Annotated in this window: 18 protein-coding genes; 11 read left to right on the top strand and 7 right to left on the bottom strand. The window is 46.8% G+C overall.

Annotation, left to right across the window (positions count from 1 at the left end; all coding sequences use genetic code 11):
* Positions 1–189: 189 nt before the first annotated feature.
* From PV783_RS26360 to PV783_RS26340, 5 genes are all read right to left on the bottom strand, one after another.
* A complete protein-coding gene (locus PV783_RS26360; RefSeq protein WP_420990241.1) occupies positions 190–2,430 on the bottom strand; it encodes a cation:proton antiporter in 2,241 nt (746 codons plus the stop codon).
* Positions 2,431–2,647: 217 nt separating this feature from the next.
* A complete protein-coding gene (locus PV783_RS26355) occupies positions 2,648–3,001 on the bottom strand; it encodes a hypothetical protein (RefSeq protein ID WP_420990240.1) in 354 nt (117 codons plus the stop codon).
* Positions 2,998–3,546: a hypothetical protein gene (locus PV783_RS26350; RefSeq protein WP_420990239.1), complete on the bottom strand. Its 549-nt coding sequence runs from the start codon at positions 3,544–3,546 to the stop codon at positions 2,998–3,000. Before PV783_RS26350 ends, PV783_RS26355 begins: the two co-directional genes overlap by 4 nt.
* A gap of 144 nt (positions 3,547–3,690) precedes the next feature.
* Positions 3,691–4,470: a response regulator gene (locus PV783_RS26345; RefSeq protein WP_420990238.1), complete on the bottom strand. Its 780-nt coding sequence runs from the start codon at positions 4,468–4,470 to the stop codon at positions 3,691–3,693.
* Positions 4,452–7,619: a ligand-binding sensor domain-containing protein gene (locus tag PV783_RS26340; RefSeq protein WP_420990237.1), complete on the bottom strand. Its 3,168-nt coding sequence runs from the start codon at positions 7,617–7,619 to the stop codon at positions 4,452–4,454. The genes PV783_RS26345 and PV783_RS26340 overlap by 19 nt, the downstream gene beginning before the upstream one ends.
* Before the next feature lie 199 nt (positions 7,620–7,818).
* Here PV783_RS26340 and PV783_RS26335 point away from each other — a divergent pair, with 199 nt between their 5' ends.
* The 6 genes from PV783_RS26335 to PV783_RS26310 all read left to right on the top strand — a co-directional run bounded on the left by PV783_RS26335 (position 7,819) and on the right by PV783_RS26310 (position 18,693).
* Positions 7,819–8,844 (top strand): family 43 glycosylhydrolase, encoded by a 1,026-nt coding sequence (locus tag PV783_RS26335; RefSeq protein ID WP_420990236.1) that lies wholly within the window; start codon positions 7,819–7,821, stop codon positions 8,842–8,844.
* A gap of 19 nt (positions 8,845–8,863) precedes the next feature.
* The gene (locus tag PV783_RS26330) at positions 8,864–10,711 is read left to right on the top strand and encodes a glycoside hydrolase family 2 protein (RefSeq protein WP_420990235.1); all 1,848 of its coding nucleotides are present in this window, start codon (positions 8,864–8,866) and stop codon (positions 10,709–10,711) included.
* Between the two features lie 2 nt (positions 10,712–10,713).
* Positions 10,714–12,768 (top strand): beta-L-arabinofuranosidase domain-containing protein, encoded by a 2,055-nt coding sequence (locus PV783_RS26325; RefSeq protein WP_420990234.1) that lies wholly within the window; start codon positions 10,714–10,716, stop codon positions 12,766–12,768.
* 78 nt (positions 12,769–12,846) lie between these two features.
* Positions 12,847–16,008: a SusC/RagA family TonB-linked outer membrane protein gene (locus tag PV783_RS26320; RefSeq protein WP_111577581.1), complete on the top strand. Its 3,162-nt coding sequence runs from the start codon at positions 12,847–12,849 to the stop codon at positions 16,006–16,008.
* A gap of 19 nt (positions 16,009–16,027) precedes the next feature.
* Positions 16,028–17,980: a RagB/SusD family nutrient uptake outer membrane protein gene (locus PV783_RS26315; RefSeq protein WP_420990233.1), complete on the top strand. Its 1,953-nt coding sequence runs from the start codon at positions 16,028–16,030 to the stop codon at positions 17,978–17,980.
* An 11-nt stretch (positions 17,981–17,991) separates the two neighbouring features.
* Positions 17,992–18,693 (top strand): DUF3823 domain-containing protein, encoded by a 702-nt coding sequence (locus PV783_RS26310; RefSeq protein WP_111577579.1) that lies wholly within the window; start codon positions 17,992–17,994, stop codon positions 18,691–18,693.
* Between the two features lie 51 nt (positions 18,694–18,744).
* Here the strand turns inward: PV783_RS26310 and PV783_RS26305 are convergent, their stop codons facing one another.
* Positions 18,745–19,638, bottom strand: coding sequence for a LysR substrate-binding domain-containing protein (locus PV783_RS26305; RefSeq protein WP_420990232.1), 894 nt, complete (start codon positions 19,636–19,638; stop codon positions 18,745–18,747).
* Positions 19,639–19,712: 74 nt separating this feature from the next.
* Between PV783_RS26305 and PV783_RS26300 the strand changes: the two genes are divergently transcribed.
* Positions 19,713–20,099 (top strand): cupin domain-containing protein, encoded by a 387-nt coding sequence (locus PV783_RS26300; protein ID WP_420990231.1) that lies wholly within the window; start codon positions 19,713–19,715, stop codon positions 20,097–20,099.
* 3 nt (positions 20,100–20,102) lie between these two features.
* Positions 20,103–20,489 carry a tautomerase family protein gene (locus PV783_RS26295; protein ID WP_079470217.1) on the top strand — a complete coding sequence of 129 codons (387 nt, stop codon included), beginning with the start codon at positions 20,103–20,105 and terminating at the stop codon, positions 20,487–20,489.
* A gap of 8 nt (positions 20,490–20,497) precedes the next feature.
* Here the strand turns inward: PV783_RS26295 and PV783_RS26290 are convergent, their stop codons facing one another.
* Positions 20,498–20,659, bottom strand: a complete 162-nt coding sequence (locus tag PV783_RS26290) for a dihydrofolate reductase family protein (protein ID WP_420990230.1) — start codon at positions 20,657–20,659, stop codon at positions 20,498–20,500.
* A 388-nt stretch (positions 20,660–21,047) separates the two neighbouring features.
* Between PV783_RS26290 and PV783_RS26285 the strand changes: the two genes are divergently transcribed.
* The 3 genes from PV783_RS26285 (at position 21,048) to PV783_RS26275 (ending at position 24,653) form a co-directional block, all read left to right on the top strand.
* On the top strand, positions 21,048–21,974 hold the full coding sequence (locus PV783_RS26285) for a YihY/virulence factor BrkB family protein (RefSeq protein WP_420990229.1): 927 nt from the start codon (positions 21,048–21,050) through the stop codon (positions 21,972–21,974).
* A 118-nt stretch (positions 21,975–22,092) separates the two neighbouring features.
* Positions 22,093–23,472 (top strand): MFS transporter, encoded by a 1,380-nt coding sequence (locus PV783_RS26280; protein WP_420990228.1) that lies wholly within the window; start codon positions 22,093–22,095, stop codon positions 23,470–23,472.
* Positions 23,472–24,653, top strand: coding sequence for an AGE family epimerase/isomerase (locus PV783_RS26275; RefSeq protein WP_420990227.1), 1,182 nt, complete (start codon positions 23,472–23,474; stop codon positions 24,651–24,653). The genes PV783_RS26280 and PV783_RS26275 overlap by 1 nt, the downstream gene beginning before the upstream one ends.
* Positions 24,654–24,670 lie beyond the last annotated feature (17 nt).

Here is a 24,670-nt window from a genome sequence, read left to right as displayed (position 1 = left end):
TTGGGATTAACCGTGATTCCGTTGATTTTCCCACCATCTGTTATAAATATTTAGGGGAGATAGAAGCGAATTCGCTTCTATCTCCCCTAAATATTTATAAAATCCAAAATAATCAAATCCTTAAATCAGTATAATCAGTGTAATCCTGCTCCAAGACAATTTAACATCGCCGAAGGCGATCCTACGCGCTTACCTGCCCCGTGAAAATTCCAGGATCTTCCGGCGGTTACCCACCAGCCAGACTACATCCTCCCATTCAAACTCCGTTTCGGAAGCGGGGTTAAGGATCTTTTCACCGCCGCGGGCAATACCCACCACCAGCGCCTGCGTTTTTTCGCGGATGCCGGAACCGCGGATGGTCTGGCCTTTGAGGCCATTGTGCTCATCCACCACGATGCTGGTGAGGCCAATGTTTTCATCTGCCACATCATCACTTCTTTCTACATTCAGCGTGTTCACTACCCGGTTAAATTCTTCCAGCTGCGCTTCCGTGCCAATAGCAGTAAGGATATCGTGCGGGAACAATTTTTCATCGCGTGTAGGGGCGTAGATGGTCACATTGCCTCTCTTAATGGCCCCTACGTTGATGCCGTATTTCTCCCGCAGCTGCAGATCTATCAGCGGTTTATCCACCAGGGTTGACCACGGATCAATTTCCACCTCGGATACCTGTGCATCCCAGGGCAGAAGGTCTGCTGCCGTAGCTTTATTGTTGGCCGCATCGGCCGTTTCACGGGCATTCAGATTGGTAAGAAAGCGGCTTTCAATACGGTTATAATATTTCTGTAATTGTGACCGCAGTACCAGCAACACGCAGGCCAGTATAATGGCAGTGCCCATCAACGCCTGCCAGAAAGGGAAGTACTGGTTTACCAGGAAACCCACCAGCAGCACAGCCACCACGTTACGCACCACTTCCACCACTACCAGCGGTCCGTGATTGTATTTGGAATCCAGCCACAACGCCTTGTAAGAGTTGCTCGAAATTTTCTGTACCATCAGCGCCCAGATAAACGGCGACATCATGGCAATTCCAATGATCACACTCACCAGCTCCGCCAGGAACAGGTTCTTCACATACTTTATCACAAACGGACCAATATAGTAGGTGTTCAGCAGGATTACCGCGAGGATGATCACCGCATTGAGTACAATCACTTTTACATAACTGCGCAATACAATACGCCAGTCGCTTTCCGCCTGTAAGGTTTGTGAACTGGCGCTATACCGGTTCAGGGTGGCCATCCAGCGCGCGGGGATAATTTTCTCCAGCCAGTTGTAAAACGGTATGGAAAACTTGATCATGTAAGGCGTTGTAAAAGTAGTAATGGCCGAAACGCCCACGGCTACCGGGAACAGGAACTCGCTGGTCACACCCAGTGAAAGCCCCAGCGTGGCAATAATAAAGGCAAACTCACCTACCTGCGCCATGCTCATACCCACCTGAACGGCCTGTTTCAGCGGCTGACCGGATAATAACGCTCCCATAGTGGTGCTGAAAAATTTACCGGTAATGGTTAACAAGGTTATCCACAACACCGGCCACCTGTATTCTACAATCATTTCGGGGTTAATGAGCATACCTACCGATACGAAAAAGATAGCGCCAAAAAGATCTTTTACCGGTTGTATCAGGTGCTCCACTTTTTCAGAAGAGGTGGTTTCCGCTATGATAGAACCCATGATGAAGGCGCCCAGTTCTGCGGAGAAACCGACTTTGGTCGCCAGGATCACCATGCCCAGACAGAGCGCTATACTCAGTATCAGCAGGGTTTCACCATTCAGGTAACGTTCTATTTTTTTGAGTGCAGTAGGTAACAGGAAGATACCCGCCAGGAACCATACGGCCAGGAAGAACATCAGCTTGGCAATGGTAAACAACATCTCTGTGCCTTCAAATTTACGGCTCACTGCCATCGTAGATAACAATACCATCATGAGGATCACCACAATGTCTTCTATCACCAATACGCCGAATACGATTTTGGTAAAGGACTTTTTCTTGATGCCTAATTCTTCAAAGGCGCGGATAATAATAGTAGTGGAAGAACTGGCCAGTAAACCCCCGAGGAACAGGCTGTCCATAAAACCCCAGCCCATCAGCTTACCGGTGAAATAACCAGCTACCGTGATAAGCGCTATTTCTACAAATGCGGTAATGGTGGCAGTACCTCCCACCCGCATCAGCTTTTTGAAACTAAACTCCAGACCCAGTGAAAATAAGAGGAAAATAACGCCGATCTCAGACCAGGTTTTTATGCCTTCCGCATCCCCGATAGTGGGAAATAGTTTGAAATTGGGGCCCACTATAAACCCCGCGATGATATACCCCAGCACCATCGGCTGTTTCAGCCGTTTAAACAGTAATGTAATAACTCCCGCCGCTCCTAATATTAATGCCAGGTCAATGATCAATGATGGTAGATGCATACAGTAATAATCGATTTAATGATTCGTGTGATGTACTTTTATGACGCTGAGAAATCAGCGCACATATGTGTCAGATGCCAGTTTCCGGATCTTTGAATATTGCTAATATATTATTTTTCCTGCGGGGAAGCAAGATTAAGTTTGGGAGAAGGGAAAGGAAAAGAGGCTATCGCAGGGGAAAGCAGGGAAGAAAATAACAGCTGTACAGGAGGAAGGGTCAGGATTTATCCTTTTTTGATCCTTGTTGTTTTTTCCATTTTGCAGCGGAGGGGAAGTGGATATTTATTAACTCAATGCCAAGAGCCGCTTCCAGTTTGGAAATAATCTGAAGCGTCATATTTTCCTGACCTCCGAGTATTTTATTTACCTCCTGGAGGGAAATATCCATATGTGCCGCAAGTGTTTCCGGTGTTATTTTCTTTATCTCCATCGCGTTTGAAGCTGTAATGGCTATTTTCAGCGACTTATCCAGCCATGTTTTATTTTCCTTCCGGAATTTAACCCGTTCCAGGACAAGAGCGGATTCGTCTCCGCTTACAAGTGCATCCAGCTTTTTTCTTAATTCACTCATAATATTGAATTTAAATCTTCAGGGATTTGAATGTTTTTTGATTGCAGGAATCTTTTTGTGCGCTCTAACTTACTCAATTCTTCCTGCAGATGAACAGGTCGCATATTGTTGGTTAATTTAATTGCGCCACCGGTGATAATGAAACAATTTTTATCAATTCGCAGGGCATATAATCTTAACCAGCTACGTCTTATTTTTCCTTTGCTTTTTTGCAGTGAAATTAATCTATACTCAGTATTAAATAATGGCTGGAATATATACTGAAGTTCATAATTTATATCCTGGCAACAAGTGAATAAAGTATCTTCAAATCTAACGGCGTCAGTAATCGTGGTAACAATTGCTTCATCGATACTGGTTTCTCCCCAGAAGCCATTACGTAAATCAGGGGAATTCCTGTTAAAGAAGTCCCTTAATTCTCTCTGATTGCGCCATGTCTGCATGATGCAGGTATATTCACTATATTCTTTCTGATCGTATTGTATGGAATATAATCCATCCGGAGTTGTAGCATTTTCCGGAACGAAGATACGTATTAGCTTCATAAAATCAACTGAAGGTTAACTGTTTTTAAAATTAAAAGCAGGTAACAATGTTGATGTTGGGAAAGGAGAGGAAGTAATTTCTTATGATGAAAATTACCGGATCACTAAAATAGTTTTTTTATTATTTCAAGAAAAATAAATTTCCTACCGCTCTTTCTCCGCCTGTATCTGCGCCACATATCTCGATGGTAGTATCCCGAACTGCTTCTGGAAATTCTTTCCAAAATTAGTCAGGGAGGCAAAGCCGCAAAGCTCCGCTACTTCATTTACTTTGTATGATCCGGTAGACAGCAAAGACGCCGCTTTTTTCAGTCGCGCAATATTGATCAGTTCATGCGGGGTAAGATCTGATATCGCTTTTATTTTACGGTAGAAGGTGGGCCGGCTCATATTCATGAAGTCTGCCAGCTGTTCTACATCCAGGTCGATATTATTGAGATGCTGATTGATCAGGTCATTCAGCTTTTCCAGAAATTGTTCGTCAGCGCTGGTATAGGCCATGCTGCGCAGATGTACCAGCGGGGTGCTGGCATAGTAGGATTTTATTTTATGACGGTTGCTGAGCAGGCTCGCAATTTGCGCCTGCAGGAATTCAGGTGAAAATGGTTTTTCAATATAAGCATCGGCGCCAAGTTCAAGCCCCTCTATTTTCGATTGCATCGTATTGCGTGCTGTAAGCAGGATTACCGGAATATGACTCGATACAAAATCGGACTTAATAATACGGCAAAGCTCAAAGCCATCCATTACAGGCATCATCACATCACTGATCACCAGTTGCACGGGTTGCTCCTGCAATAAAAGCATAGCGGCCTGCCCGTCACGCGCAGTGGTCACTTTATATTTATCTTCCAGGTCGTCTGCAATGAAAGAAAGTATTTCTTCATTATCATCTACCAGCAGTATCAGTGGTTTGTTTTCCATTTGCTCAGGTTAAATTCTATTTCCTGGTGAACAGGCAAAGTAAGTGAAAAAACATTTAATGTTCCATCTGTGGATAACAGCTCCAGGCTGCCTTTGTGCAGCAGCGTTAATGACCTTGATAGCGACAACCCAATACCGGTACCGGATTTGTCGGCGGTGGCCTTTGCCCGGAAGAATGGCTCAAATATTTTTTCTTTCATCTCCACAGGAATAATGTATCCGTCGTTCTTCACCAGTATGGTAAAAGTGGTATCATTTTCATCAACAGGCAACAGGTGTATAGATGCTTTGGTGGCTGCATAACGGATAGCATTGTTAATAAGATTGCCTAATATTTTATGTAGTGCTTCCCCATCTACATAAGCAAAAAAATGCAGGCTGGATAACTCTATTTTAAACCGGATATCCTGCTGCTCTGCCGCCGGTGTAAACCGCAGATGATTTTCTTTCAGCAGCTCAGAAATATCAGTACGCACAAAATTGAGACTGAAACCATGGATCTCTGTTTTGCGGAAATCGAGCAACTGGTTGGTCAACTCCAGCAGCCGGTCGGTATTGCGTTCCATGATGCGCAGGTTCTTCTGGATCAGCGGTACTTCATCGGATTTACGGATCACCTTTTCCATTGGTCCCTTGATCAGTGTAAGCGGCGTACGGATCTCATGCGCGAGATGTGTAAAGAATTCAATTTTTGCCTGGTACAACTCTTTTTCTTTTTCGTGCTCCAGCAGCTCCAGCTGCCGTTTTTGCTTTTGCTGCGCACGCTGATGATACCACCGGATAATAAAATACGCCAGGCTGCACAACAGGATGACATAGGCCGCATACGCCCAATAGCTGGCCCAAAAGGGCGGCAGAATAGTAATGGTAAGCACACGCGGCGTAATACTCCAGTTACCGCCACTGCTGGCCGACTTCACCATAAACTTATAAGTACCGGGAGATAATTTGGTAAAGAAGGCTTTCCGGTTGGTTTCCAGGTAAGTCCAGTCCCGGTCCAGCCCTTCCATTTTATACGCATAGGCCGTCATCTCAGGCGAGGTGTAACTCAGCGCCGCAAAGTTGATGCTAAACGACGACTGATCGTGTGATAACACAATCGTATCCGTCAGGAAAATGGATTTCTCCAGGATATCGCCTACTGCTGCTTCTTTATTATACACCTGGAAGCCGGTAATATATACCGGTGGAAGGTAACTGTTACGCACAAACGATTCCGGGTTGAAACGGATCAATCCTTTTACACTGCCGAAATACATATTACCGCAACTATCTTTATAGGCAGAATTATAATTAAACTGATCATTTAACAATCCACTGGCTTTGGTATATACTACCGCATTCTCTGTAGCCGGTGTAAAGCACGCCAGCCCTTTGGAGGTAGTTATCCACAGACGGTCACTCTGATCTTCCAGGATGCAGAACATCATGTTGCTCTGGAAACCATGATGGGTTCTGTAGGTGGTGAAATTATTCCGTTGCCGGTTATACAAACAAAGACCATCATCTGTAGCCAGCCATAAACGATGATGACTGTCTTCAAAAATTCTGTTCACCCGGTTGTTGCTCACACTGGTGCTGTCGCGTGCATCATGCAGGTAGAGCCCTTTTCTGCCCGTGCGGCGGTTATAGAAATAGAGCCCGTCTCTCACGGTGCCTAACCATATGGTGCCTTCACTATCTTCAAAAACAGCCGTATAAAAAATATAATGAGGTACTTCTTTTACGGTATTAAATTCATCACGGGAACGGATATACTCATATAACCCCCAGGTGGTGCAGATCAATATATTATTGTCGCTGGTACGCAGTAAACTATAAATAAAACCGCTGTGCAGCTGATGTGGACCGTCTCCCGGCGCATAGTGCCGGATAAATTTCCCCGTGGGAATATTCATGATATCCAGCCCATGCTCGAAGGTACCTATCCAGAGAGAATCTCCGGTGATCAGTAAGCCATGAAGATTGGTATGCGATAAACCCGGTGCATGTTTATCCAATGGCCTGATGGCGGAAAAACTGCCATCCGATGGCGTAAACTTATTCAACCCGCCATCTTCAGTACCTATCCATAGATGACCATATTTGTCGGGATGTATTTCCCTTACTGCATTGCCACTGAGAGAAGAAGAGCCTGTTTTCGGGAATAACTTCTCAAAGTAAGTATATGGCTGCGGGAAATAATTGGTGCCGCCAAAGTAAGTACCAACCCATATACCGCCTTCTTTATCTTTACAAAAATTATAAATGGCATTGTCAGAAACAGAGTAAGGATCGTCATAATTTTTTTTCAGGTTGATGACCTTACCGCTTTTAATGTTATAGATATAGATACCGGATTCTGACGCAATCCAGTATTCATCATCATTCCGGCGGATAAAGTCTCTCACATATAATTCGATACCTGCTGTATCCCTGGAAAGGAAATCTTCGTAGGTACGTGTCCGTGTGTTGAATAGCTTTAAGCCCTGCCCTGCGGTACACGCCCAGATAGTATCCCTGCCCATCGGCACAATTTTCTGGATAGCGTAGGAATTCGGTTTGGTGGAATGTGTAAAAAGAGAGTAGGTGGTGAAATTATTTTTGTCGTAGTGATAAACAGCCATATATCCCCTGGAGGATGCCAGCCAGAGTTGCCCTTCACCATCCAGGCAAACAGAGGACGCGTCCGGAAAGCCGGGAATTTCTGTCAGGCGGTCGGCAGCGGCCTGGTAACGGAACAAATGTCCTGCGGAAATAATCCAGATATTTCCTTGCCTATCCTTGGTAATAGCCCGTACTTCTCCTTCTGTCTTTTTACTCAGCTCTCGGAACTGCTCATTACGCGGGTTATATATAAATACTCCTTTGTCCGATCCTACATACAGCAAACCGTCATCGTCCTGGAACAGGCAAAGGACATAGTTGCCGCCGATACTTCCGGGTTGCTCTGTTCGCCGGAATACGCGGAAGGTGTAGCCATCGAACCGGTTTAAACCATATATCGTTCCAAACCACATAAACCCCTGCTTGTCCTGCAGTGTGCAGATAACGGCATTGTGCGATAAACCGTTCTCTACCTGGTAATGTACAAAACCGGGCGACTGGCTATATAGCGCCTCGCTTAGCAGCAGCAATACGAACAGGATGTAATAGCGGATTTTTGGCATGTGTTCATTTAGTGGAAAGCTTAAAACTAATGGTTTTTCCGCTAAAACCTACTACCGTCCGGCCAAAAGCTAAAATGATACAAAAGCGAGAAAAATTGAGATAAATGGGCAAACAAGTATTCAAAGGATAGTCTTTCTTTGGAGAAGTGTGTTAAGCGTGAAATATACACTTAAATAAGCCATCTTCTAAATCCATGTTATGAAAAGTAGCCAACTACTTTCACTGGTATTTTTACTGTTCATCAGTGGGACATGCCGCGCTGCTTCTGCGGATACTACCGGTATGTTCAAAAATCCCTTACTGGCTTCCGGCCCCGATCCCTGGGTGGTGAGGCACAACGGCATGTATTACTATATGCATACTACGGGTCATAACCTGGTGATGCGGAAAACAAAAAACATGTCGGCACTGGCCCAGTCAACCGAAACAGTTATCTGGAGACCACCGGCCAAAGGTCCCAACGCAAGGGATATCTGGGCGCCGGAGCTGCATCGCCTGAATGGGAAATGGTACGTGTATTATACCGCCGGATCATCAGATAGTATTCATCCGCAACACACCTTCGTACTGGAAAATACCGCGGAAGACCCTACCACCGGCAGCTGGACCGACAAAGGACAGATCACTGATCCTGCCCATCCGGAGCATTTCGCTATTGATGGTACCCTCTTTCAACATAAAGGCAATAACTATTTTATCTGGAGCGGACATAATGGAAAAGATGCCGTACAACGCCTGTATATCGCCCGCATGAAAGATCCGTGGACACTGGCCTCATCAAAAGTAGAGATTGCTGCACCGCAGTATCCGTGGGAACAGAACGGGATAAATGAAGGGCCTGAAATCCTGCGGAATGCTAAGGGAGAAGTATTCCTTGTTTTTTCTGCGTGTGGTTGCTGGACAGAAAATTATATACTCGGTATCATGAAACTAAAGACCGGCGCCGATCCGCTGTTACCAGCAAGCTGGACCAAATCGCCGGAGCCGGTATTGCAAAGTAAACCGGAGAATGGCGCTTATGCACCGGGACATAACGGCTTCTTTAAATCGCCCGATGGGAAAGAAGACTGGATCATTTATCACGCCAACTCAAAAGCCGGACAGGGATGCGGCAACCTTCGTAATCCCCGCATACAAAAAATCACCTGGAATGCAGACGGGACCCCGTTTTTTGGAGAACCGGTGAAAATAAATACATGGATCACTAATCCCGCTGGAGAATAAAATCACTTTAAGTAAATATATGAAAAAGAAGTACCTATTTTTTGCACTGGCACTAGGATTGGGCAGCAGTACAGCAATAGCACAACAACAGGATTGGAAAATGGTGAATGGAAAGATTGCTTCCACCTGGAGCGAACAGGTATCGCCGGCAGCTACATTGCCGGAATATCCGCGTCCGCAGCTGGTTCGCGGCAACTGGAAAAACCTGAATGGATTGTGGAATTATGCCATCAAAGCAAAGGAGGAGAATCAACCTGCCACGTGGGACGGCAAAATACTGGTACCTTTTGCTGTTGAATCAGCACTCTCCGGAGTAGGCCGTAATGTTGGGAAAGACAGTACCCTGTGGTACAACACCACACTCACACTGCCTTCCGGTATGCAGGGTAAAAAAATACTGCTGCACTTCGGCGCATCCGACTGGCGTACTACCGTATACGTGAATGGTAAAGAAGCCGGCAGCCACGAAGGCGGCTTTGATCCATTTACCTTCGATATCACCTCATTAGTGAAAAAAGGTAAACAGGAGATCGTAGTAAAAGTATGGGACCCTACCGACGACGGCGATCAGCCAAGAGGTAAGCAGGTAAAGCGTCCCGAAGGGATCTGGTATACACCGGTAACGGGTATCTGGCAAACGGTTTGGGTGGAAGCGGTAGCGGATACCTATATCGCCTCTACCAAACAAACACCAGACATCGACCAGGAAACACTTACCGTAGCGGCTAATGTGGAAAACGTAAAAGCTGGCGACGTGGTAAAAGTAACTGCGTATGACGGTGGCACCAAAGTAGCAGAAAGCACGATTAACGGTGAAAATGCCGTACTGAAAATAGCGTCGCCAAAATTATGGTCGCCCGAAACCCCTTTCCTCTATAACCTCACTCTCACGGTTACACGAAAAGGTAAAGTAATCGACGAAGTAAAAAGCTATTTCGCCATGCGTAAATCTTCCATTGGCAAAGATGCCAACGGTGTGGAACGCATGTTGCTGAACAATAAATTCGTATTCCAGTACGGCCCGCTGGATCAGGGCTGGTGGCCCGACGGATTATATACCGCACCCACAGATGAAGCCCTGAAGTTTGATATCGTACAAACTAAAGCAATGGGCTTTAACATGATCCGGAAACATATTAAGGTAGAACCTGCACGCTGGTATTATTACTGCGATCAGCTGGGTATGCTGGTATGGCAGGACATGCCAAGCGGCGATCTCGGAAATGGCTGGGAGCCACGCCCTGGTATTATCGACCGCGCCACCGACCAGAAACGTTCAGCCGAATCAGAAGGCTACTACCGGAAGGAATGGAACGCCATCATAGATCACTTATACAACTATCCTTCTATTGTAGTATGGACGCCATTCAACGAAGCATGGGGCCAATTCAAAACTGTAGAAATTGCAGAATGGACTATGAAGAAAGATCCCTCCCGCCTCGTGAACACTGCGAGTGGTGGTAATTTCTACCCGGTAGGACATATCATCGACCTGCACAACTACCCTGAACCGGCAATGCCCGACCCTGCTATATATGGCGATAAACGCGCCATCGTACTGGGTGAATTTGGTGGTCTCGGCCTCCCGGTGAACGGTCACGTGTGGCAGCAAAAAGATAACTGGGGATACCAGAGCTTCAAAAATGAAGAAGATCTTTTTAAACGCTACAGCGGTTTTACGGACAGGCTGGAAACATTGATTAAGCAAGGATTATCAGCCGCCGTATACACACAAACAACCGATGTGGAAGTGGAAATAAATGGCCTGATGACCTACGACCGGAAAGTGCAGAAGATGCCACTGGAAAAATTAAAACTGATTCATCAGAAATTATATAACCCGGCTTTGGTAACTATAAAACCATAACGATGAAAAAGCGAAAGTTGTTTGGCTTATTGATGCTTTCTGCTTTTTTTGTTGGTCTTATCCCGGCGGATGCAGCGCATCTGCCGGGTGCCAGGGCCGACACCAATACTTTTGTGGCACCCGTTTACCAGGCATTGCCGCTGGGCGCAGTCAAGCCACAAGGCTGGCTGCTGCACCAGCTGCAGATCATGCGCAATGGTACCAGTGGCCACCTCGATGAAGTATATGATAAAGTGAAAAATGACAACGGCTGGCTCGGTGGAAAAGGCGACGGCTGGGAAGAAACACCCTACTGGCTCGATGGCGCTGTGCCACTGGCTTACCTGCTCAACGACCAGGAGCTGAAAAATAAAGTACTCCGTTATATCAACTGGACCCTTGATCATCAGCGTCCTTCCGGTTATTTTGGCCCGCTCACAAAAGCCGAAAGAGAAAAAAATATAACCATTGGCGTTAGTAATGCTGCAGATGGTGACGACTGGTGGCCAAAGATGGTGATGCTGAAAGTACTGCAGCAATATTATACGGCCACAAATGATCCCCGTGTTTTACCTTTTATGACGCGGTATTTTCACTACCAGCTGCAGGTATTGAAAACCTGCCCGCTCGGTAAATGGACGGAATGGGCCACCTCCCGTGGCGCAGAGAATGTAATGGTAGCACAATGGCTGTACAGTATCAATAAAGACAAACAACTGCTGGAACTGGCTGCACTGCTGCAATCACAGGCATTCACCTGGAGCAGCTGGCTCGGTAACCGCAGCTGGGTAATAGATGCCGCTGCACAGCAAAATGACCAGCACTGGATGCGCCGCCACGGCGTGAATGTAGGCATGGGACTGAAAGATCCCGTGGTAAACTATCAACGCACCGGTAACAAAAAATACCTGCAGGACCTGCACACCGGCTTTGCCGACCTGATGAACCTGCATGGATTGCCAATGGGTATCTTCTCTGCGGATGAAGATCTTCACGGTAACGCACCTACGCAGGGAACAGAGTTATGCGCCGTTGTGGAAGCCATGTTTTCCCTGGAGGAGATTATCGGCATCACCGGTGATCCGCTGTATATGGAAGCATTGGAACGTATGACCTTTAACGCGCTGCCCACTCAAACAACAGATGACTATAACAACAAACAATACTTCCAGGTAGCTAACCAGGTGAATATCAAAAGAGGCGTATTCAATTTTTCCCTGCCATTCGACCGTGAAATGAATAACGTACTGGGTATGCGCAGCGGTTATACCTGCTGCCTGGCCAATATGCACCAGGGCTGGACAAAATTTGCTTCCCACCTGTGGTATGGCACGGCAGAAAACGGGCTGGCTGCACTTACATACAGCCCGAATGAAGTAACGGCTAAAGTGGGAAAAAGCAATACACCTGTTACCATCCGGGAAGAAACCGGTTATCCTTTTGAAGAGCAGATCCGCTTCCGGATGCGCATGCAGCAGGCAGTGGCCTTCCCTCTCCAGTTGCGTATCCCCGCCTGGTGCGATGAAGCAACCCTATTGCTCAACGGCGAAAAATTGCGCACCGCAAAAGGTGGTCAGATCATTACGGTAAGCCGTAACTGGAAGAATGATGATCAGCTGGTGCTGCAACTGCCCATGCAGATACGCACTTCCAACTGGGGCCGTAACTCACGCGCAGTGGAAAGAGGTCCGCTCGTGTACGCGTTAAAGTTAGAAGAGCAATGGGAGAAAGGACATGATGAGGTGGAAGGCGATTACTTCAGCGTTTACCCGAAGGGTGAATGGAACTATGGTCTGCCAGAAAAAATCATCCGCGAGCCGGCAAAGTATCTGCAGGTAAGCGTCCTGAAACCCGTAACAGACACTTTTGTATGGAACCTGGCACATGCGCCGGTAACCCTTAGCACCACAGGTAAACAACTCCCTGAGTGGAAACTGGTGGATGACGTAGCGCCGCAACCCGTAACAGACAGGAACGGTATTTATAAAGGAAAAGTAAACGACAAAGAAACCAATATAAGCCTGGTGCCCTATGGCTGCACGAAGGTGAGAATAGTAGCATTCCCGGTAGTGAAGTAAACAACAGCAGAAGCAGACATCAACCAAAAGACAGTTATGTAAGCCTGATAATTTAATAAGACCACACAAAAACTTGTTATGAAAAAACGATTACGTTTCCGCAATTCAATCCGGAAAGTGATACCGGGCGGCTATTGCCGGCTATTTACGGTATTGTTGCTTTCCCTCGGCCTGATGGCCCATGCTGCACCTGCAGACATGGTAATTACCGGTAAGGTAACAGACGATAAAGGAATACCACTGGTAGGAGTAACAGTGAATGTAAAAGGCACCAATAAAGGAACCGCTACAGATGGCGCCGGAAATTACTCCCTGTCTGTTCCGGAAAATGGTGCCGTACTGGTGTTTTCCTATGTAGGATTTTTAAAACAGGAAGTTCCGCTGTCGGGCAAGAAAGTAGTGAACGTACAACTGGAAACTGATAGTAAAGGATTGGGAGAAGTAGTAGTGGTTGGGTACGGTACGCAGAAGAAGGAGTCTATTACAGGCGCTATCTCCGGCGTTACCAGTAAAGACCTGGAGAGGGTTCACGCTTCTACTGTGAGCGCTACGCTGGCAGGTAAAATACCGGGCGTGTCTTTCCGTATGCCTGACGGCAGGCCCGGCGCCGGCGCCAATATCCAGATCCGTAACTTTGGAAATGCCCTGTATGTAATTGACGGTATACAGAAAGATGCCGGCCAGTTCAATAACATTTCTCCCAACGACATTGAAAGCATCACCGTACTCAAAGACGCGTCGGCCGCCATTTACGGCGTAAGGGCCGCCAACGGGGTAGTGGTGGTAACCACCAAACGTGGTAAAATGGGCGCCGGAAATACCATTAACGTAGACGCCTATACGGGATGGCAAAATTGGTCGAGATTCCCCAAAACTGTAAACGCCTATGAATGGATGCTGGGTAAAGCGGATGCAGAAATGAACGACGAAAACCCGCATACAGACATCACCAGGGAAGAACTGGAGAAATGGAAAGCAGGAACAGAAAAAGGATATAAGAGCTTCGACTGGTATGATTTTATTATCAAGAAAAACGCCCCGCAGAACTCTATCAACGTAAATGCTACAGGCGGTTCGGAGAACATTAACTACTATCTTTCCCTCACCCGCCTGGACCAGAAATCAGTGTTGGGAAGAGAGTTTGATTTTAACCGTACCAATATCCAGAGTAACGTGGATGCCAAAGTAGCCAAACGTGTAAAAGTAGGCGTACAGATCAACGGTCGTATTGAACAACGCGATAACCCCGGCGTACCAGGCGGCGACGATTATTGGGCGCCCCGTTTCGCCCTGTTCCGCAACAGGCCCACAGAAAGGCCCTACGCCAACGACAACCCGCTGTACCCAAATGATATCGGCCATAACACAGAGAACTGGGCGGTGCAAACCAAAGACATCTCCGGCTACTGGACGGAAGACTGGCGTGTACTGCAAACCAACTTCAATGCTACTTACGAAACACCGATAAAGGGGCTTACGCTGAAAGGAATGTATTCCTACTATTTCGCCGACAAGCTGATGAACGGTCACGAATACACGTACGATACCTACACCTACCAGGAAGCTACCGATACTTACCTGCGCACCGGCGGAAGCTCCAATCCCTGGAGGGAAAGAGGCAACCATAAAGTACTGGAAAATGTACTGCAGGGCCAGATCAATTATAACAACACTTTCGGCAAACACACCATCGGCGCTACATTGGTATCTGAACGTATCAAACGCCGGGAACTGGATGTATGGGTGCATGCCGTACCCAAAAGTAACGAGCTGCCACTGATCCAGTTTTCCGATATGGATACTTATAATGATAACGACTGGACGGAAGCACGTGTAGGCTACATCGGCCGGCTGAACTATAGCTTCAGCGATAAATACTTTCTCGAAGTAGCGGGCCGTTACGATGGCTCCTGGAAATTTACACCAGATAAAAGATGGGGCTTCTTCCCATCTATCTCCGGAGGATGGAGAATAACAGAAGAACCTTTTGTTAAGAACTGGCTGGGCGGAAATTCTATTCTTACAGAATTAAAACTACGGGCTTCCTATGGCGAACTGGGTGACGATGATATTGGTATCGGCGCCTACGATTACCTGCCCGGGTACACCTATGGTACTTCTACCGTAATCCTGGATGGCACCGTTATCAGGGGCTCGCGCGATAAAGGCGTTCCCAACGACCGCCTCTCCTGGTTTACCAGTAAGATCGCCGACGTAGGATTGGATTACCAGTTGTGGAATGGGAAAATATCCGGCTCTCTCGATTTCTTTAACCGTAAACGCTCCGGCTTACGCGGCCGTAAATACGATGTACTGGTACCAAGTGAAATAGGTTACAACCTGCCGGATGAAAACGTGAACAGCGATTCTCAGAGAGGTGGTGAGTTCTCTGCCGCCTATAACGGGCAGGCAGGCAAAGTGAATTTCGTGATAGGTGGTAATGTGTCTTACTCCCGCAGCAGGTTCCTCGAAAGTTATAAACCGGTGTGGGGCAACTCATGGGATCATTACAGGAATTCCATTGAAGACCGCTGGAATAATATCTACTGGGGATATGAAGCAATTGGTCAGTTCCAGTCGCAGGAAGAAATCAACAAATACCCTGTTAACGTTGACGGGCAAGGCAATAAAACTTTGTTACCGGGAGATATTATCTACAAAGATATGAACGGTGATAACGTAATTAATGATTATGATCAGCGCCCTATTGGCTACCAGACAACCGGTAACCCTACTGTTAACTTTGGTTTGAACTTCGGTGTAAGATGGAATGGTATTGATTTTACAGCCGACTTCTCCGGTGGCTCCATGTACTCCTACAATCAGAACTGGGAAATGAGATGGCCCTATCAGAACGGCGGTAACCTGTTGAAACAATTCTACGATGACCGCTGGCACCGCGAAGATCCTTTTGATCTGAACAGCAAATGGATTCCCGGTAAGAACCCTCCGCTGCGTTTCAACAAAGGTGGTCATAGTAATTACAACAAGCCTTCCACTTTCTGGTTGCATAATGTGCATTACCTGCGGTTGAGAACAATGGAAATTGGTTATTCCATTCCCCAGCAAATACTGGACAGGATCAGGTTTAAGAAGGTGAGGGTATATGTAAATACTTACAATCTCTTCTCGCTGGATAATGTAAAAGATCTTGGAATAGAACCGGAAATAGCTGATGAAAACGGGTTGCAGTATCCGCAGAATAAGCTGGTTAATATTGGGTTGAACTTTACTTTCTAAGTAATTAATAAGATTCGTTATGAAAAAAAGTTTGTTATATATAGGTCTTTGTGCACTCGCTTTAAGTGCGGCCTGCAACAGGGACAAAGATTTCCTGGATGTGCCGCCGTCCAACATCCTGCAGAACGATCAGTTATGGAATGATGAAGGGCTGATTCTGTCAGTGTTGGCAGATCTGTATGATCGTTATCCCGACAGGCAAACAGATGTGAACAATTCCACCATTCCGTCTATGGTAGTACAAACCATTGATAACTGGGGAGAATTTGCCCGTTTCGATGAAGCATTTGCTTCTGAAAACGGCCAGTACTGGCGACATAGCGCCGGTGATTATCCATACGTGTTTCCGGGTATGATTGTTCGCGGAGGTGCGGAAGTAACCTATTGGGACTACGCCTACATCAGGGAACTGAATATCTTTATTGAAAAATGCGGTACTTCTACAAAACTTAAACAGGAGGTAAAAGACCGGTTTATAGCAGAAGCGCGTTACCTGAGAGCAGTGGTGTATTTTGAAGAAGTAAAAAGGGTGGGCGGTGTGCCGCTGATCCTGCAGGCAATGGAATATGATTATAAAAATGATCCTGCTTACCTGCAACATCCACGCGCAAAAGAATCGGAGATCTATGATTTTGTGATCAGTGAAATGGATTCTGTAAAGAAATATGTGCCTGCAAGCCCGGTAAGTAAAACACGTGTAACGGTAGGACTGGCACTGGCCACCAAAACAAGGGCAGCACTATATGCCGGTTCCATTGCGAAACATGGTGCTGAAACACCACAGGTATCTTTGCCTGGTGGAGAAGTGGGCATTCCTGTTTCAAAAGCAAACGCTTATTACACCACTGCCTTACAGGCAGCACAGGAGCTGATTGCAACAGGAAGTTATTCTCTGTACAAAAAGAATTCAGATAATGTTACACAGAATTTTGTCAGCCTGTTTATAGACAAGGGCTCTAATCCGGAAGTAATATTTGCAAAGGATTACAAACTACAGAGCGGAAGGGTACAACCCTGGACCTTATGGAGCCAGCCCCGTTCCAATGCCGAGGAACAACAGGGTGGCCGCCTCAATCCATCGCTGAATCTCGTACAGTCGTTCGAGCTATTGGACAACACCTTTGCCCCGCTACCCATAAATGCCAGCGGTGGAGGCTATATCTATTATAATGATCCGATGGACCTGTTTGCCAACCGGGATCCACGTTTAGCCGCAACAGTTATGTTACCTGGATCTGAATTTAAAGATAAGAAAGTGGATATCTGGGCTGGTTATATTAAAAAAGATGGCAGCATTGTTACCGGTGATAATTTCGGAGCAAAAGCAAAGCTGGAACCGAATGGCCCGGATGTGCAGGTGGTTGGGTTCGATGGTCCGGTAAATAACCTGGAGTTCAGCGCGCAATCCGGCTTTATCATCCGTAAGTATATGGACCCAACTGTTGGTTCCGGCCGTATTGGTACGCAGAGTGAAGTGTGGTGGATCCGTTACCGTTACGCTGAAGTACTGCTGAACGCTGCAGAAGCAGCGTTTGAACTGGGCCAGGCGGGAGTGGCCGCCGGCTATATCAATGAGGTGCGTGAAAGGGCCGGCTTTAAAATTCCGCTGACGGCGGCGCAAATCACTTTCGACCGGATTGTACATGAAAGAAAAGTGGAGCTGGCCTTTGAAGGGCACGAGTTCTGGGATATGAAGCGCTGGCGTTTGGCACACAAGGTATGGAATGGCGCTAAAACGCCGCTTACCACTACGCCGGGAAGTGCAACAGCTGTAAGCACCCGCGTATTTGCCCTGTGGCCTTACAAAGTATATGATCCGGGAAGTGCCAATAACGGTAAATATGTATTTAAACAGGTGTTGCCCGGAGCGGTTACCTCTGCGCATTTGTTCCGTTTAGGAAATTATTACGGATTTATCGGAGACGATATCCGGAATAATAATCCTAAAATAGTAAAGAATCCTAACCAATAAAGTGATTTATTATGAGAACTAAAATTCAGTATGCGATATTCATTGCGTTAGGTGTCTTTTCTGCTTCCTGCAAGAAAGATAACTATAAGGCGCCGTCCAGTACTTTCAACGGGCGACTGGTATACCAGGGGGAACCAATAAATGTTAGTTATAACGATGTATATTTTGAATTGTGGGAACCCGGATGGGGAACCCGTACGCCCATCAACGTTAATGTTAGCCAGGACGGTTCGTTTTCAGCGATGTTGTTCAACGCTGCCTATAAACTGGTGATTCCTTCTGCCCAGGGGCCTTTCAGGTCTATTCCCGATAAAACAACCAATACAGATACTATTCCGCTGACTATCTCCGGCAACCTGCACCAGGATATCGAGGTAATGCCTTATTACATGATCCGGTCTCCGAAATTTACGGCGGTGGCCAAAAAACTCACGGCAACCTTTAGTGCCGAGAAGATCATTAAAGATGCCAATGCGAGGGATATTGAGCGGGTATTCCTGTACGTGTGTAAAACACAGTTTGTGGATGGCCGTAATAGTATTGAAACTGCCGACATGGCGGGCGGCGATATCGTTGATCCTGCTAATATCAGTTTGCAGCTGACTATACCAGATGTAGTGCCGGCGCAGCCTTCCGTATTTGTGAGGGTTGGCTTAAAAATAGCCGGTGTGGAAGATCTGCTTTTCTCCCCGGTACAGGAGATTACACTGTAGAGAATGATGAACAGACAAATTCACATGCCCGCCGGTTTTCCGGTGGGCTTTTTATTTTTTCTTCGTCCGTTTCCGGATATCATTTACCTGTGTAGTGATGGTGTCGAAGAGAATATCCGTGAGTCGCTTTATAGCGGGGGAAGGCGTTTTTTTGCGGGTAAGCATAAACACGGCCACATCAGGTAACGCCGGTAGCCCGCTGGTTGTAGTAAGCGCCACGCAGCCCGCAGGCAATCCCATTTCTGTGCGGATGGTGATACCCAGTCCGGCCTGTGCGGCGGCCCACATCCCAGCTACGCTGCTACTGGTGAGCGCTGGTCGCCATGTACGCTTTGCCTTTTCCAGTGCGGCCAGGCCCACACTGCGAAACAGGCATGGCGCTTCAAATAGCAGCAATGGCAATGGTTGTAGCTGCGCTACATTCTTTTGACTGTTACCGATCCATCGTATAGGTACATGTCCTATGAGGATGGCATCTTCCGGTACATCCTTTCCAAAGGAGAGTACCACATCCAGTTTACCGCGTTGTAACTGCTGTTGCAGCACTGCCTGCCGGTCGATAGTAACTTCCACTTCCATTTGCGGATGTATGGCGGCAAACCGCGCCAGCACCACCGGCAGGCCACTTTCTGCAAAGTCTGCCGGCAGCCCCAGTTTTACTTTTCCTGCTATATGCGTGGCCGTTAGTGCATTGATGGCTTGCTGGTTAACATCCAGCAGCTGCCGGGCATAACCCAGCAATATTTCCCCGGCGGGAGTGAGTTGCCAGCCGCGTCCCTGCCTGATAAATAGCTGCTGACCGGTGATTTCTTCCAGCCGCTGCATCTGAAGGCTTACGGCCGACTGTGACCTTGACACCTGGTCGGCTGCCCTTGCAAAACTATCGAGATCCACCGCCAGCACAAAGGTGCGGAGCAGGTCCATCTCCAGCAGGTCTGTTATCATGGTTTAGTTTTATTAAAGTATAATGTTAAATGTTTCAATATTACAAATGTATGAAACCGTAGTAAATTTGAACCATGAAAAAAATATTGCTGATCATGAACGTGCTAACTACCGGAACATTGGCTGCACAAATGCCGCCAGCCCGCAAAGTATTACTGCAGCAGGTGCTGCCTGGCATATCTGTGGAAACAGTAAAAATGGACGAGATCACTTTTGCGCCGGGACAGGGAGCGCCGGTACATCATCATCCGTGTGAAGTATATGGATATGTAGTATCGGGGCAGATCCTGTACAAGCCAGCCGGAGAGGCCGTTCAACTGTTACACGCCGGCGACAGCTTCCGGGAAGCAGCAGGCAAGGAAATCAGTGTATTCAAAAATGCACAGAACGATCAACCTGCAACCTTTATAGCTGTTTACCTGTTGAGAAAAGATCAGCCTTCTATCATCATAAATAAATAAGTCATGCCTTTCGTACAGATCTATCTGGGAAAACATCTTTCCCAACAAAATAAAAAAGACATCTCTCTCGCTGTTCACCAGAGCCTCGTGGATATTTTTAGTATTCCACAGGCGGATTATTTCCAGGTGATTCATGCAATGGAACCCGGCGATATCCTTTATCCGGAAAGTTATTTTGACGTGCCGCATACAGGTAACCTGCTCTACATCCGCATCACGGCCAGGGCCGGCAGAACACCGGATATGAAACAGGCGCTGTATGAAAAAATAGCCAGCCGTATTGCCGCTGCCACACCGGTGAGTGCAGATGATGTAATTATCATCTTCGTGGAAAACGATCTGGAGGACTGGTCTTTCGGCCGCGGGATTGCGCAGATGGTAAAGAAATAACGTATCAGTTATATCGTGTAGTGCAGTTTCAGCACACCATTGGGATGAGATGCGGTATCCGTTAAACGGAATACTTTTTCCATTGGTATGCCGCCAAATAATGGGCGTCCTTCTCCCAATACTACCGGCATCACTTGTATGATCATTTCATCGATGAGGTCTGCCTCCATTCAATTTTTCCATTGCGGTCGGCGATGTAACCATCCAGGCTGGTGGCAATGTATACTTTCAGCTTTTTCATTTTCTATGCGAAGTTGAGGGTGTTTGATAGTCGCGGAATCAGAATAATAGAATGAAAAAAAATATCTGTAGAGATATTTTTTTGCTCTTTTCTAAGGTACTACATTTGGTAAATAATGAAAAATGGAGCAGGAATCGCCACATGAGTAAGTCCCCGCTACACCGCGTTTTTATATTTTAAATGGCCACCTGATAAAATATGCCCGCTACCAATCCTTCAGTTTCCTGATATAAACCGTCAGCTTTTCCGCCATTAACCCCATCGGCCATTGAGCCGTTAAAACAAACACGGAAATTAATCAGTAAATTGGGTGAGGTATGAACACCATTACAACAGAAAAACAATTGCCACGCTGGCAGCTTTTCCTGCTTTCCTTCAAAGAGGCATATAAGGCATTGCAGGCCAGCGACCCGCTGCGGATGGCCGGAGCCACAGCCTTCTTCACCACTTTTGCGTTGCCCGCTATCCTGATTATTATTATCCAGCTGCTGCGTATTATTTTCCGCATACAGCATCCCGGCCGGCGCCTCATGGTACAGCTGGAAGGTATGTTTGGAAAGGAAGCAACCGAAGCCATCCTCGAAACCCTGAAAGCCTTCCGGAGTATTGCACAGAACTGGATCATTGCTATTGCCGGATTTATCTTCCTGCTGTTTGTAGCTACTACACTCTTTAAAATTATTAAGGGCTCCCTGAATGAGCTGTGGAAAATAAGACCAGCGCACAAAAGTAGCTTTTGGGAAATTATGGTGTCGCGGCTGAAAGCAGTGCTGGTGATTGTTTTTGCAGGTGTCCTGTTTATCATCGACCTGGTGGCGGAAACCGCGCGTATCTTTCTTGGAAAGTATATAGACTTATACCTGCCTGCACTGGCCAGTTACTATAACAGTACGCTCAACTATGTTATTTCTGTGATCATTGTCACCATCTGGTTTTTCCTTGTGTTCCATTTCCTGCCGGACGGGCGTCCGCGCTGGAGGATAGGGATTACCGGTGCGCTGGTGACCAGTATCCTGTTTAACATCGGGAAAATGGTATTAAAGGTCATGCTCACTTATAGTAGTATTAATAGCATTTATGGCGCTTCTGCATCTACTGTGCTGGTGTTGTTGTTTATGTTTTATTCTTCCCTGATTTTTTATTTCGGGGCCTGTTTTACCTATGCCTGGGGCGCCCTTACAGGTAGGCCCGTGGAGCCATTGCATTACGCCGCCAGGTTTGAAATCACCCCTGCGGAAGACTGATATCCCCAATTGATAACAAAGCACCCTGAATAGATAAATAAGTATTATAAAAATTGTCCTTTATAGAGATAGATTTGCTAATCGCAGTATAAAATATTTTTTAAGCAGAATTCCACCTATGGGCAACAAAATTTCGTTAAAGGAAAAAGTAGGGTATGGCTTTGGGGATATGGCTTCTTCCATGTTCTGGAAGTTGTTTGGTATGTACCTGTTGTTTTTTTATACAGATGTGATGGGCATTGCTGCCGCCGCGGTAGGAACCATGTTCCTGGTTACCCGTATATGGGATACCTTCTTTGATCCGGTAGTAGGTACTTTATCCGACAGAACCCATTCCAGGTGGGGAAAGTTCAGGCCATACATTTTATATATGGCAGTGCCTTTTGGTATTATCGGTGTACTCACTTTTACCACGCCGGACTATAGCGCCACGGGCAAGCTGGTATACGCTTACATCACCTATTCCGCCATGATGATGATCTATTCCCTGATTAATGTGCCATACGCATCGTTGCTGGGGGTAATTTCTGCCGATGGAAAAGAAAGGAATACGCTGGCCTCTTTCAGGATGGCCTTTGCTTTTGGTGGCAGTCTTATTGCGCTGGCATTAATAGAACCGCTGGTAAATTTTTTTAGTAAAGCCGGCGGCCGGGAAAACCTGCAACTTGGCTGGCAGCTGGGCGTAGCAGTGATAGCAGTAATCTGTGTGATCTTATTCCTGCTGTGTTTTGCCTGGGTCAAAGAAAGGGTGCAGCCTATCAAAGATGAACAATCGTCACTGAAAGAGGATGTAAAGGATCTCTGGAGAAACAAACCCTGGTGGATCTTGCTGGGGGCTGGTATTGCTGCACTTATCTTCAATTCTATCCGCGATGGCGCTACCCTGTATTATTTCAAATATTATATACAGAATGCACAGGCATTTAAGTTGGGCAGTGTCAGCATCACGTATTCCACGCTGTACCTGGTACTTGGCCAGGCGGCCAATATAGCGGGCGTAATCCTTGCTTCTCCTGTAGGTAATAAAATTGGTAAGAAGAATACCTACCTGGGCGCTATGGTGATAGCTTCTGTACTCAGTACAGGGTTTTACTGGCTGGGCCGCGGGCAGCTCACGCTGATCTTTATCTTCCAGTTCCTCATCAGTATTTGCGCGGGTATTATTTTCCCGTTGTTATGGTCGATGTATGCAGATATTGCGGATTATTCAGAATGGAGAAACGGTCGCCGTGCCACTGGTTTGATTTTCTCTTCCTCCTCTATGTCGCAGAAATTTGGCTGGACGATCGGCGGTGCGCTTACCGGCTGGCTGCTTGGCGCTTTTGGTTTTAAAGCCAACGAAGTACAGGCCGATGCCGCACAAAACGGCATCCTGTTAATGCTTAGTTTTTTACCGGCTATCGGGTCGGTGTTGTCTATTATATTTATTGCAATGTACCCGCTTTCTGAAGAGCGCATTGCTACTATCTCTGCTGAACTGGAACAAAGAAGGAAATAATGCAACAGGAATTAAGAGCTTTACTGGAAAAAGAACTCACCGCCATCCTGGATTACTGGATGAAATACACGCCGGACGAAACATACGGCGGCTTTTATGGTAAGCTTGGAAATGATAATATCCCCATGCCGGAAGCAGCCAAAGGAGCTGTGTTAAATGCCCGCATCCTGTGGACTTTTGCAGCTGCTTACAACAGTACCCGCAACCCGGTGTACCTTGCAATGGCGGATCGTGCATATCAGTATTTTAATACGCACTTTATTGATCATACCTACGGAGGTGTATACTGGACGGTGGATTATACCGGTCAGCCGGCGGAAACAAAGAAACAGGTATACGCTATTGCATTTGCACTTTACGCATACAGTGAATACTACAAGGCGGCGGCGCATCCGGAGGTACTGGCTACGGCCATCTCCCTGTACAATAGTATGGAAGAACACAGCTATGATCCGGTTTATGGCGGCTACTTTGAAGCATTCACACGGGAGTGGCAGGAAATAGCGGACCTGCGCCTCAGTGCAAAAGATGCCAATGAAAAGAAAACCATGAACACTCATCTGCATGTAGTGGAAGCCTATGCCAACCTGTACACGGTTTGGCCGGATGAAAAACTACGCACACAAATACAAGGGCTGTTGCAGGTATTCTATGATAAGATCATCGATAAAAAAAGCGGGCATCTGCATTTATTTTTTGATGAACAATGGCAGGTAAAAGGGAACAATGTATCCTATGGTCATGATATTGAAGCCAGCTGGCTCCTGCAGGAAGCTGCGGAAAACATCGGCGATCCGGTTCTCACGGAACAATACCGGAAACTGGCGCTGGTGATCACCAATGCCACCCTGCAAGGCGGCATAGATAAAGATGGAGGTCTCTGGTATGAATACGAAACTTCCCGCCGGCATATGAATACCGAAAAACACTGGTGGCCACAGGCCGAAGCGCTGGTGGGTTTTATCAACGCCTGGCAGCTGCAGCCGCATGGCCGCTATCTGCAACATGCACAAAACACCTGGAACTTTATCACGCAGCATATCATCGATAAAACCAATGGCGAATGGTTCTGGGGCGTGTACAAAGATTACAGCATCATCCCGGAAGACAAAGCCGGACTCTGGAAATGTCCTTATCATAACGCCCGGGCGTGTATGGAAGGCGTGAAGCGGCTGCAATGAGCCGGTCACCGATACTG

This window comes from Chitinophaga sp. CC14 (assembly GCF_048957795.1).
Taxonomy (GTDB): Bacteria; Bacteroidota; Bacteroidia; order Chitinophagales; family Chitinophagaceae; genus Chitinophaga; species Chitinophaga ginsengisegetis.
The sequence above is the reverse complement of the archived record's forward strand: the minus strand, read 5'-3'. Positions and strand labels throughout refer to the sequence as shown.